The organism is Nocardia ninae NBRC 108245 (assembly GCF_007990755.1).
Classification (GTDB): domain Bacteria; phylum Actinomycetota; class Actinomycetes; order Mycobacteriales; family Mycobacteriaceae; genus Nocardia; species Nocardia ninae.
Window position 1 is genome coordinate 1 of the sequence record NZ_BJXA01000030.1, and the last position, 13,591, is coordinate 13,591.

A 13,591-nucleotide genomic window follows, 5' to 3' on the forward strand; every position below is an offset into this window, starting at 1 on the left:
CCTGCGCAGCAGCGGCGCGGTGGCGGTGCCGTCGGCCCGCAACGCGGGAAGGTCGAAGTCGATGGGCAGCAGCAGGGCTCGGTCCACCGCCCGGCCGCGATCGAACATCCGGATGCCCTGGTCGGCGGCGATGGGGCGCATTCCGGTGCGACGAAGCCGGGCGCGGTCCACCACGCTCAGCGAGCCGGTCATCGTGCTGCCGAACTCGTCCCATACGCCCCATGCCAACGCGCGCCCGGGCAGGCCCCGGCTGCGGCGGTGACTGATCAGCGCGTCCAGGAAGGTATTCGCCGCGGCGTAGTTGGCCTGGCCGGGCAAGCCGAGCGTCCCGGCGACCGACGAGAACACGACGAAATCCGAGAGTTCCGCGTCCCGGGTCAGGGTATGCAGATTCCATGCGCCGTCGACCTTGGGCGCCAGCACCCGGTCGACCGATTCCGGGGTCAAAGATTCGACGGTGGCGTCGTCCAGCACGCCCGCGAGGTGAAAGACACCGGTCAGGGGCGCCTCGGCGGGGACCTGCGCCAGCACGGCGGCCAGCGCCGATGCGTCGGCGACGTCGCACGCGGCCGAGGCGACGACGGCCCCGCAGGCGGTCAGCTCGACGGTGAGGTCGTCGTGCTCGCCACTCCTGCTCAGCAGCAACAGATTCCGCACCCCGTGAACGGTGACCAGGTGCCGCGTTAAAAGCCCGGCGAGCGCGCCGGACGCACCGGTGATCAGTACCGTGCCTGGTGCGATCGGCCGCGGCAGCGTGAGCACCAGTTTGCCGACGTGCTTGGCCATATTCATGTACCGCAGGGCGTCGGCAGCGCGGTCCAGCGGCCAGCTCGCGATCGGCGGCACACGCAGTATGTCCTGCTCGACGAGCGTCACCAGCTCGCGCAGCATCGTCGCGAGTACATCCGGTGCCACATCGCGCAGCAGGTCGAACGAGTGATAGGAGACGCCGGGGTGATCGTGGGCCACGTCGGCGGCGTCGCGGATGTCGGTCTTGCCGATCTCGACGAACCGGCCGCCCGGCCGCGTCAGCCGCAGCGACGCGTCCACGAACTCGCCCGCCAGGGAGTCGAGGACCACGTCGAATCCGCCACTGCGCCCGGCGAACCGCGAGGCGAAATCGAGGGTGCGCGAGGAGCCGAGATGCTCGTCGTCCAGGCCGAGGGCACGCAGCGCATCCCATTTGTGCGCCGAGGCGGTCGCGAACACCTGGGCCCCGAGGTGGCGGGCCAGCTGGATCGCCGCCATACCGACCGCACCAGCCCCGGCATGGACGAGCACGGTGTCGCCCGCGCGCAGCCCGCCGAGGTGGACCAGCCCGTGATAGGCGGTCGCGAAGGCGACGGGCAGCGCCGCCGCCTGCTCGAAGGACAGTCTGGTCGGCATCGCCACCAGTGCCCGCCGCTCGGCAACGCTGACCGGGCCGAAGGCCCCGTTGACGAACACGCCGAGCACCCGGTCACCCGGTGCCAGATCACCGACGCCGCTGCCGACCTCGGTGACCACGCCCGCCGCTTCCAGGCCCAACGGCAGCCCGTCGACGACCAGGTCCAGCGCGCCGACAACATCGTGGAAATTCACGCCCGCCGCACGGATCTCCACCCGCACCTCGCTCGCCGCCAGCGGTGCCGCCGCGGCGGGAAAATCGACGGCGACCACTCCGTCCAGGCTGCCCCGCAGCGCCGCCTCCAGTCGCCACGGACCGGTCCGTGCCTGCGGCGATGCCGTGACGGAACGGATCAGCCTGGGCACGGTCGGCACGCCCCGCCGGATCGCCACCTGCCGCTCCGTGCCGTCGGCGACGCGCCGCAGCACGCGCCAGCTTTCGGGTGCGTCGTCGATGTCGATGAGCAGGAAACGGCCGGGGTGTTCGGTCTGCGCCGTCCGGACCAGGCCCCACGCCGGGGCGCCGATCAGATCGACTGCGGCCGCGCCCGGATCGAGCTCGATCGCGCCGCCAGTCAGAACGACCAATGTCGAGGCCGCGAACCGCTTGTCGGCGGACCACGACCCCACGATGCCGAGCAGCCGGTGCAGGCTGTCCCGGACCGCGGTCGGCACCGGCACGGCGGGATCCATGGTGTGCTCACGCCACGACAGCAGCACGAACTCGGGGGCCGAGATGCCCGATTCCACTGCGGCACGCAGGGATTCCCAGTCTCGGTACCCGATGGTGTCGTCGAGCGCGGCCGCTGGGGTGCCCACCAGCACCGCAGTGCCCAGCGCCTCCGCGGGAATCTCGACGGGCTCCCAGATGACCTCGTACAGACCATCGGATTCGCCGGTGGCCGTGCGCAATTGGGCTTCCGTGTACTCCCGCATCACAACCGAGCGCGCCGATCCCACCGATTGCCCGGTGCCATCGGCGAATTGGAGCGCGACCGCGTCGCCACCGATTCGTCGCATTCGGACCCGCAGCGTCACCGCGCCGACGGCGTGCACCGAAAGCCCGGACCAGGCGAATGGCAAAACCGGCGCGGTCCCGTCATCGGAGGCCAGCACCGCGTGCAGCGCCGCATCCAGAAGTGCCGGATGCAGTCCGAAGGCCGCCGCGTCCAGCCCCGCGGGCAGGCCGACCTCGGCGAAGACGTCGTCGCCGCGCTCCCACAGCCCGGACAACCCCTGAAACGCCGGGCCGTACTCGTAGCCGCGCATGGCAAGTCGCTGATAGCAGTCTGTGAGATCGCGGGCCCGCGCGTCCTGCGGCGGCCAGACGCTCAGGTCGAGCGGTTCGACATCGGTCGGCTCCGGCACCAGGTATCCGGCGGCGTGCCGCACCCAGGCCGACTCGTCGATCGACGTCTCGGGACGTGCGTAGATCTGTACTGGGCGGCGACGGTCGACCTCGACGCCGACGACGATCTGTATCGCGAGCACAGCCGCCTTGGGCAGCGCCAACGGCACTTCCAATACCAGCTCATCGACGCAATCCCACCCGACGTGATTACCTGCCTGCAACGCCATCTCGACCATCGCGGTGCCGGGCACCACTACGGTGCCCAGTACCTGGTGGTCGACCAGCCAGGGCTGATCCCCCAGCGACAGGCGTCCGGTCAGCACGGTTTCTCCTGTGCCTGCCAGCGTCACGGCGGCATTGCACAGCGGGTGCGCGCCGACCGCGACGGTGCGCGGCGGGTCCAGCCAGAATCGCTGCCGTGCAAAGGCATAGGTAGGCAACTCGATCACATGCGCGCCGCTGCCCGCGAAGACGGCTGGCCAGTCGACCTCGACGCCCCAGGCGTGCGCGCGGCTCAGTGCGGTCACGAATTGTGCCGAGCTACCCTGTTCGCGACGCAACGACTCGACAACGACGGCCTCGACGCCGACCGCCTCGATAGTCTCCTGGATACCGATCGTCAGCACGGGATGCGGACTACACTCGACGAACGCCGTATAGCCGGCGTGCAACAGCGCGACGGTCGCAGTTTCGAATAGTACTGTCCCACGCAGGTTTCGATACCAGTAGTCGCCGTCCAGTGCGGCGGTATCGATCGGCTCCCCGGTGACGGTGGAGTAGAACGGGATTCGGGCCGCCTGCGGCACGACGGGGGCCAGCGCGGCGGCCAGTTCGTCGTGTAGGGACGTCACTTGCGCGGAGTGCGAGGCGTAGTCCACGGTGATGCGCCGGGCCGTGATCCCGTCGGTCGCGCACTGTGCGAGTAACGAGTCGACGGCGGCGTTATCACCGGACACCACAATGGAATTCGGGCCATTAATGGCGGCCACCGATAGCCGACCGTCGAATCGGGCTACCAGGTCGAGGGCATCGGCGTGGGGTACCGCTAGCGACACCATGCCACCATTACCCGCCAACGCCCGAATTGCCTTACTGCGCAACGCCACAATCCGTGCGGAATCGGCCAGCGTTAGCGCGCCCGCAACGTATGCGGCGGCGATCTCGCCCTGTGAGTGGCCGACGACGGCATCGGGGGTCACGCCGTGGGAACGCCATAGTTCGGCGAGGCTGATCATCATGGCCCACAACACCGGTTGCACAACGTCGACCCGGTCGAGCCACGAGAGATCTTCGCCCGTTAGCACCTCGAGCAGCGGCCAGTCGACGAACTCGGCCAACGCCGCCGCACAAGCCTGCATGGATTCGGCGAATACCGGTGCGGACGTGAGCAGTTCTCCTGCCATACCTGCCCATTGCGCGCCCTGGCCGGGGAATACGAACACGGTCTTTCCCCGCAGATCGCGCCCGGTCGCTACCGTCGCGACCGGCGTCGATCGCTGCGCGAGCGCCGCCAGGCTCGTCCGGAGATCCGCGGTGATCACCGTCCGGTGCGCGAACCGCGTCCGCGTGGTAGCCAGCGAGAACGCGATATCGCCCGGACGCGCGCCCGAGTTCTCGACGAACGCGAGCAATGCCGCCGCCTGTGCCACCAGTCCGTCGGCCGTCCGGCTCGACAACACCCACGGGCCGAAACTGCCTTCTTCACTTGGTTTTTCGGGAACGGCCTGGGGCATTGCCTCGATAATGAGGTGGGCATTGGTGCCGCTGATGCCGAACGAGGACACCGCGGCGCGGCGCGGCCGGTCGGTTTCGGGCCACGGCGTCGGCTCGGTGAGCAGCGACACCGTGCCGCCGGTCCAGTCGACGTGGTGGGATGGCTCGTCGACGTGCAGGGTCTTGGGCAGCATGCCGTGCCGCATGGCCATGATCATCTTGATGATGCCCGCGACGCCCGCCGCGGCTTGGGTGTGGCCGATGTTGGATTTGAGCGAGCCGAGCCACAGCGGTGCGTCCGGGTCGCGGTCGCGGCCATAGGTCGCGATGATGGCCTCGGCTTCGATGGGGTCGCCGAGGCTGGTGCCGGTGCCATGCGCCTCGACAGCATCGACGTCGCCGGGTCGCAGTCCGGCGTCGGCCAGCGCCTGGCGGATAACCAGTTGCTGGGCCGGGCCGTTGGGGGCCGATAGGCCGTTGGACGCGCCGTCCTGGTTGATCGCCGAACCACGAATCACCGCGAGGATCGGAGTACCGGCCCGCTGCGCGTCCGACAAGCGTTGCAGCACAAGGACACCCGCGCCCTCGCCCCACGCGGTTCCGTCTGCGGCCGCCGCGAACGGCTTGCAGCGGCCGTCGGCGGCCAGGCCGCGCTGTCTGCTGAATTCGAGGAAGATGCCGGGCGTCGCCATTAGCGTGGCACCGCCCGCCAACGCCATATCGCATTCCCCGCCACGTAGCGCCTGCGCCGCCAGATGCACCGCGACCAACGACGACGAGCAAGCGGTGTCGATCGTGACGGCGGGGCCGGTGAAGCCGAGGGTGTAGGCGATGCGACCCGATGCCACGCTCGCCGTGTTACCGGTCAGCAGATAGCCCTCGCCCGCGCCGGTCTGCGACAGGGAGGTGTACTCCTGAGCCATCATCCCGACGTACACGCCGGTTCGACTGCCGCGTAAGGAAACCGGGTCGACCCCGAGCCGTTCGAGCGCCTCCCATGAGCTCTCCAGCAGCAGTCGCTGCTGAGGCTCGATCGCCAACGCCTCGCGTGGGTTCACACCGAAAAACTCCGCGTCGAATTTGTCCCCGTCATAGAGGAAACCCCCTTGACGGACATAGGTTTTGCCGGATGCGGCCGGATCAGGATCGAAAAGACCGCCCAGATCCCACCCCCGGTTCGCCGGGAACTCACCGATCGCGTCGATCCCCCCGGCAGCCAAGTCCCACAACGCTTCCGGTGTCGATACCCCGCCGGGGAAGCGGCAGCCGATGGCGACAATAGCGATAGGTTCATCCGAGCTGCGGGCCGCGACCGCGCCCACCGGGGATGTGCCCAATTGCGTCACCAGTCGTTGCGGCGTCGGATAGTCGAACAGCAGACCGGCGGGCAGTCGCAGACCGGTCGCGGCGGCGAGCCGGTTGCGCAACTCGAGCGATGACACGGAGTCGAAGCCGAGTTCCTTGAACGTCAGGGCCGGGTCGATGGCCTCGCCGGAGGAATACCCCAGCACCGCAGCCGCATTCGCCCGGACGGTCGCCAGCAGATCCGGCTCGCCAACCGCGACTCCCGGCACCGCCGCAACACCGGAGATCGCTGGCGCGGGCCGATCCGCGGCGGGGCCATCGGGCCACAGCCGTTGCCGCTGGAAGGGATAGGTCGGTAGGTCGATAGGCCGGCCCGGGGTCAGCAGCGACACCCAGTCGACTGCGGTCCCCGCGACCGACAGCGCCGCGGCATTGGCCAGCAGCCGCGCACGGCCACCGTCGTCGCGGCGCAGCGATCCCACCGCCACTGCCGTCGCCCCGATCGTCTCGATCGTCTGCTCGACGGCCATGGTCAGCACCGGGTGCGGGCCTGCCTCGACGAAGGCGGTGTAGCCGTCAGCCAGCAACGCTGCGGTGGCCTCGGCAAACCGCACTCGGCCGCGCAAGTTGGTGTACCAGTACTCGGCGTCACACTGTGCCGTGTCGAGCCGCGCCCCGGTGACAGTCGAATAGAACACCACGTCACCGGTGCGCGGCTCGATCCCGGCCAGCGCCGAGGGGATCGAGTCTCGCAAAGTCTCGACGTGCGCCGAGTGCGACGCGTAGTCGACCGGAATCCGGCGCACCTGCACCCCGTCGGCCTCGCACACCCGCAGCAACTCGTCGAGTGCACCGGTGTCGCCGGCTACCACGACCGATGCCGGGCCATTGACCGCCGCGATAGCAAGGCCATCCGCCCGCGGCGTACGACCCGGAATCTCGGTCCCGGACGCGACCTTGTCCAGCAAGCACTGCACGTCGGCCGCGGACGCGGACACCGACGCCATACCGCCCTTGCCTGCGAGCCCGCTCAGTGCCCGGCTGCGTAGCACCACGATCCGGACCGCATCGACCAGGCTCAGACCGCCCGCGATGTAGGCGGCGGCAATCTCGCCCTGCGAATGCCCGACCACGGCGTCCGGCCGCACACCGGCCGATATCCACCACTTCGCGAGCCCAGTCATCACCGCGAACAGCGCAGGCTGCACCACGTCGGTCCGCACGATCGACGGCGCGTCGGCGTCCCCGTCGAGCAGGCCGAGCAGCGACCATCCCGTCAGCGGGTCCATTGCCCGCGCGCAGGCCGCCAGGTGTGTACGGAAAATATCAGAGGACGCCGACAGCTCGGCGCCCATGCCGATCCACTGCGCACCCTGCCCGGGAAACACGAACACGGTCTTACCCGGCTCCGTGTCGGCCCGACCGGTGACAAGATTCGCGGCGGCGCCGGCTGTTTCCAGCGCGGCCAGCCCGGCGCACGTATCGGCGACGTCGGTACCGAGGATCACAGCGCGGTGGTCGAACAGGGTGCGCGTCGCGACCGAAGACCACGCCAGATCCGCCATCGACAAGTCCCGATCAGCATCGATGCGCGCCCGCAACCGTCCGGCGGCCGCCGCGAGCGCGGCACGGCTGCGCGCCGAGACCAGTACCGGCACCGGCATGACCGGCACCGCAGCCGCCTGCTCGGCCCGCGCGGGCGCCGCGCCCACGACGACGTGGGCGTTAGTTCCACCCATGCCGAATGAGCTGACCCCGGCAACCGCGTCCCCACCGGGCGACGGCCACGCCGACAGTTCGTCCTGCACACGCAAATGCAATTCCGCCAGCGGGATTCGCGGGTTAGGGGTGGTGTAGTTCAGGCTCGGCGGCAGTTGTCCATGCTGGATGCTCAGCACCGTTTTCAGCAGTCCGGCGATACCTGCGGCCGCTTCCAGGTGACCGATGTTCGTCTTCACCGAACCGACGCGCAGCGGTGTCGACGAGGTCCGAGCGTCGCCGAAGGCCAGCCCGAGGCCGTGCGCCTCGATAGGGTCACCCACCGAAGTGCCGGTGCCGTGCAATTCGACATACTGCACCGCCGACGGTGCGATGTCCGCGTCCAGCAATGCGGCGGTAACCACCTCGGCCTGGGCCCTGGCGCTGGGCACCGTCAGTCCCGACGTCGCGCCGTCGTGGTTGATCGCGCTGCCCAGGATGACGCCGTGCACGGTGTGCCCGTTGGCCAGCGCGTCGGTGAGGCGCTCGAGCACCAGCACGACGCCGCCCTCGCCGCGGACGTACCCGTTGGCTCGCGCGTCGAAGGTGTAACAGCGGCCGTCGGGCGACAGCGCACCGAACGCCGCCGACTCCCGGCTGTGCTCCGCGCCGACGATCAGGTTGATGCCACCGACGATGGCGTGACTCGTCTCACCGCTCCGCAGGCTCTGGCACGCTAGATGCACCGCGACCAGCGACGATGACTGTGCCGCATCGACACAGAGACTCGGACCGGCGACGTCCAATAGATAGGAGACCCGGTTCGCGATCACGGCCCGGTTGGTCCCGGCCATGGCGTGGCGGTTCGCGGAGCCGATGTCGTAGCCCGCCAGCACCTCGCCGTATTCGTCGGTCATTGCGCCGACGAAGACCCCGGTCCGGCTGCCCGCCAGCGAGCCGGGCACGATCCCGGCGTGTTCCAGGGCGGTCCAGCTCAATTCCAGCATCAACCGCTGCTGGGGGTCCATCGCCAGTGCCTCGAGCGGCGCGATATCGAACACAGCGGGATCGAAGCGGTCGATGTCGTCCAACAGACCCGCGTGGCTCAAGCCCGTCGTCGCCGCCTTCCGGTCGTCTGCGGTATCGACCTTGACGACCGCCGACCGACCGGCACGCAGCAGCGTCCAGAACGCATCGGGGTCGTCCGCCGCAGGGAGTCGGCACGACATTCCGACGATGGCGATGGACTCACTGCGACTACTCATTGCCTCGCAACAACTTTCAGTCAAACTTGATAGGTACTTGCCGGGCGGCGGCGCGCCCTCATGCGTCGTCGCCCATCGGTGGATGCCGTCAGCTCGCGAGAGCTTCGAAGCCAGCTGCGATCCGGTCAAGCTGCGAAGCTACGTGCGGAAGCTGCGCAGGGTCGTCGGAGTGCAAGGCCTCGAGTTGTTGCTGCCGGTCGCCGTACAGCAAGCTCGTCGCGGCCTTGAAGCGCAGCGCTTGTGGATCATCGCCCAGCAGATGCCCGGCTAGTACGACGATGCCGAAGTCACGCAAGAGTGCTTCGGCCAAGGATGCGGAGTCCGTAATACCGCGCCCGGCCAGTTGCGCACGCCGCGGCTCGAAGTCCGGGTACACGTAGAACCCTCCGACAGGGGGGCGGCAGCTGGCACCGGCGGCGACAGCCGTGCCATGTACCGCGCGGGCCACGGCGCCGTGCAGCCGGGCACAGGCGGCGAGCCGCTCGGTCACCTCCGGTGGCTCTGCGAAAGCGTGCTCGGCCACGTGCTGCATCGGTCCGGCCAGCGTCGACCACATTTCGCTGGCAATTGAGACCACCGAATCGCGCAGGCGCTCCCCGCCCGCGCCAGTTGGAAAGCGCGCCACGCCGATGCGCCAGCCACCCAGCCCGAGAGACTTGGATAGACCGCTGGTTATCACCACCCGATCCGGAATCACCTCGGCAGGACTGAGAACGGGTGTGGCCACCGGATCATGGACGACGTCGCGGTAGATCTCGTCCGAGACGACCAGCAGGTCCTCCGCCTCCGCGACGGCACAGACTGCCCGGACGAGCTCCGGCGACGCGAGCGTTCCGGTCGGGTTGTCAGGCAGGGTCAGCACTAGCAGACGGGGATTGCCGCCGGTGACCCGAGCTTTGCGGATCGTCTCTTGGAGCGCGCCGGGTTCCGGGACGCCACCGCACTCGGCGGGGATCGGAACACGGTAGACCTTCTTGTGGGCAAGTTCGGCCTGTGGTGCGTAGGTGTTCCAGGCAGGCTGCGGCAGCAGTACATCGCCCGGCACAGCGAATTGCAACGCCATCAGCAGCGGCTTGCTCCCCGGGGCGACAACCACCTGGTCGGCGACGGTGGGTATGCCACGACGGCCGAAATAGCCCGCCACCGCCGCCCGTACACCATGGTCTCCGGCGACCGGGCCATAGGCGGCCCGCGACGCTCCGGCCGCCAGCCGTTGCGCCAATTCCGGCAGCACCGGCAGCCTGGCTTCGCCGAAAGCCAAGTGCACCAACAATTCTCCTGCTGCAACGCGCTCGTCGACAAGCTGGTTGAGTGCAAGGTTCGCAGAAGTGCGGTTGGGAACCATGATGTTCATGACAGGCTCCCGGCGTTGTCGTTGCCGACCGCTGCCGCCAAATCGGCGGGTGTTGCCGCATCGAGTTCCAGCTCATCGATCCAGGCCGCATCGGCCGAGAAACGCGCCCGGAACGGGCGGCCGACCAGTGCAGGTATGCGGGCCTGCACCATCTTGAGCCGAAAAAAGGCGCCCTCGGAAGTCTCCTCTATCCCCTCGACAGCGATCTTGCCCGGAGTCGCGGACATGACGGGGCCACGAACGGTTCTCGCCAACCCCGGCAGCGTTCGATAAGCGTCCTGGAAAATCGTCACCGCCCTGGCCAGCGGCACCTTGAAGTAGTCATGTGGACCGGTGTCCCGCTCCACGAACAGGTAATAGGGCACCACTCCGGCCGCAGTTTCGGAACGCCACAGCTCACTCCACACCTCGGCCCTGTCATTGACGTGGGCGATCAACGGGGCCTGACCGTAGACCATGGCGCCCGTGGCGCGTATGCGCGCCAACGCTTTACGGGCGATATCGTCCTGCAGCTCTCGCGGGTGACTGAAGTGCGCCATAATCGCCAGCTGACGACCCGAGCCAATGATCCGCTCGAAGAGCCGTAGCACATCGTCGGCATCGGTATCGGTGGTGAACCGCTGTGGCCAGTAGGCCGGGGACTTCGTGCCGATCCGGATGGTGCGTACCGACTCCACTTCCAGCAATGGCAGCAAATGAGTGGCCAGGCGATCTGCGGACATCACCATCGGATCCCCGCCGGTGACCAAGACGTCATGTATCTCGGGATGGTCGCGCAAGTAACCGATCAGTCCGCTCGGATCCGGTGCGGCGAAACGCAAGTCGGCGTCCCCGATGAACTGTGCCCAGCGGAAGCAGTAGGTGCAGTAGGCGTGACAGGTCTGGCCCTGACTAGGGAAGTACAGCACGGTCTCGCGATATTTGTGCTGCAGTCCGGGCAATACGGTGCCGTTGTGCCGGGGTACGGAGAGGTGCTGACCGGAAGGGTGCGGATTGAGGCCGTCGCGTATCTTTTTGACGGTGTCGGACAACAGCTCCCGGTCCGCAGGATCCGCCGACACCTTGGCCAGTTGCTCCACCTGGGGCCGTGTCAGCATGCCCTCTTGCGGGAAGGTTAGCTGGAACATGGGATCGTCGGGGACTCGATCCCAGTCGATAAGCTGCGACAGGACGTGTTCGTTCACACGAAACGGCAGAACGAGCGAGATCAGCCGCATGACCTCGCGAGTCTGTTCCGGAAGACTGAACCGTTCGGCGATCTCATCGATATGGCGGGGGCCGTAGGCACGGAACCGCGACGCGGATGATGAATGCACGTATTCTACTTTCCTCGCAGTATAACGATTCACCAGGAACTTAGATCGTACGGATTATGGACATCTTCAGGACAATGAACAATGGACACCTTTTCGCCGAGGCCAATATCTCTGGCCAGCTCGAGAAATACATCCATTGCAATATGATCTTCCCAAGCAAATCCGGTGGAATCGAACACGGTCAACGAATTCATGTGTTTCGATGCATCTTCCGGATGTGCACAGAAGTAGCTCAGCGGTAGGCCTATCTCCTCGGGTTCGAGCTGCTGAGATTCACCCTCGGTTCGTGCTTGCTCCGGATGATCCACACAAACGTATGCCCTGCGCAACATACTCACCGGCAACTCAGTCTTTCCCACCTCATCGGCGCCGATCGAGTTTATGTGCAGATGAGGCAGATGCTCGACATCGGGGATAACCGGGCCCGCGCCAGGCACCACCGAGGTAGCAGTGAAAATTATGTCCGACGACGCCAGAAGCTCATGCGGGGATACTGTTTTGAATTCACAATCAATGAAGGATGCCCGCTGCTTCAGGCTTTTCGCGTTAACTGGGGAAACATCATGCACAAGAACAGTGTCGATATCGAACAATAGACTGAGTCCATGCAGTTGAGTGACAGCCTGAGCACCCGCACCGACGACTCCGACCGTCCTTGATTTCGGCAAGGCGAACAACCGGCTCGCAATGGCCGATGCTGCGCCAGTGCGCACAGCCGTTAGTAGTACCGCGTCACATATTGCGATGGGTGCTCCACTTGCTTCGTCTATGCGTGCAATACTCCCTAGGACCGTCGGCAGATTTGCTTCCCGTCGGCCATTCGGGTTGTACGAGATGGTTTTTACCGTCAGTCCGGATCCAGGAAGGTAGTGGGGCATCACGTCGATCACGCCCCGCGCTCCAGCCCCCCTTGTAAAACCTGCCCTCGGAGGAGAATTGGGACATTCGCCCCGCCCCAGCTCTCCAAGCCCGTCGGACAACCGCTCGATTAAACAGGTCATCACGTGATCCCGACCGACGATCTCAAAGATGCGTCTGACATCTTCTTGCCGAAGCACCAGGGTTTCCAACTCAGCCACCAATCTCATTACCTGTTATTCCGATACCAAACGATAAGCAATTGATCGCTACTCTTCGTCAACAATCACAAACGTTGAAGAGACACGGATATCTCAAGTTCGAGACCTTACATCAGGAACCCATAGCAGACGAGAATATTTTGCACTACATATTGTTCCAATATTCCCAGCAGCGCAATCGATTCAGCGCCAAACGGCCGACTGCTCACAACTATGCACGCGATGCTTAACAGCGACGTATTTAACAATGGCTTTTCACATGACACAGGAAAGCTGCGAAACAAACAGGCAGCACTCTAGTAGCCCCGAGAAAATCACGCTCACCACTTAGGAAGCCTAAGAGCTACCGATATCCACTACCGAAATAATCACGCTCGGCAGTTTCCCAGGAATCCGTCAAAGACCCTAAAGGCAGATGGCATGCCACAACGAGCACACGACTTCAAGGTTCACGCATGATCCGATAAACTCCCCTGCTCCCTCGTAGATTTCCCTTCGGATGCGAAACTACCAAACTGAAGGACCTTCCGCAACCTGACCGACCAGTTTCTACGCCCACGCCCATGGTCCCGGATCAGGCGAACAAGGATGTAGCACAACGAAATACAGCTGCCTTACCAGGTGAAACGCCCCGATCGTAGCGCTAGACACGGTCCGTATTGACAGGCGCTGTCTGTCAATACGGACACGTTGTCAAGGAGTGGTCAGGGTTACCGTCGCACGAGAACATCGACACGGCGCCCCCGGTATCAACCCGCTGATCGGTTACGACAGGCCAACATAGGAACAGCTCGTCGCTGTCAGCAAGCGACTACGCACGGGCACCGTAGACAGCTCTGTTGCGCGACGCGGCAAGTTACCCCTCCGAGGAAGTGCTACGAGCAGGTCACCCGGCCCGACACGACCTGCTCGTAGCACGAATGGATTTGCACAATTCGCGCCAAGTGCGTTGGACGCGAATTGCTCGCCATCACGGCCGACAACTCCGCGCGAAGACCCCAATAATCCGTCAGAAAGTCCGGCTGGCCGTTGACCATCGTCCGACCATGTCTCGGGACACCGCAAACGGAATCCCAGATGAAGGCCGTCGCATAATAGCTGTGCACCTACGGGACCTTAAGACC

The 13,591-nt window shown here is 65.9% G+C and carries 4 protein-coding genes; all 4 read right to left on the minus strand.

Annotation, left to right across the window (positions count from 1 at the left end; genetic code table 11):
- A partial coding sequence (locus tag NN4_RS21795; RefSeq protein ID WP_147134405.1) for a type I polyketide synthase occupies positions 1-8,718 on the minus strand: 8,718 nt, incomplete at its 3' end.
- An 88-nt stretch (positions 8,719-8,806) separates the two neighbouring features.
- Positions 8,807-10,072 (minus strand): pyridoxal phosphate-dependent aminotransferase, encoded by a 1,266-nt coding sequence (locus NN4_RS21800; RefSeq protein ID WP_222595131.1) that lies wholly within the window; start codon positions 10,070-10,072, stop codon positions 8,807-8,809.
- A complete protein-coding gene (locus NN4_RS21805; protein ID WP_222595132.1) occupies positions 10,069-11,421 on the minus strand; it encodes a KamA family radical SAM protein in 1,353 nt (450 codons plus the stop codon). Before NN4_RS21805 ends, NN4_RS21800 begins: the two co-directional genes overlap by 4 nt.
- Positions 11,418-12,467 (minus strand): ornithine cyclodeaminase family protein, encoded by a 1,050-nt coding sequence (locus NN4_RS21810; RefSeq protein ID WP_222595133.1) that lies wholly within the window; start codon positions 12,465-12,467, stop codon positions 11,418-11,420. The genes NN4_RS21805 and NN4_RS21810 overlap by 4 nt, the downstream gene beginning before the upstream one ends.
- Positions 12,468-13,591: the final 1,124 nt, after the last annotated feature.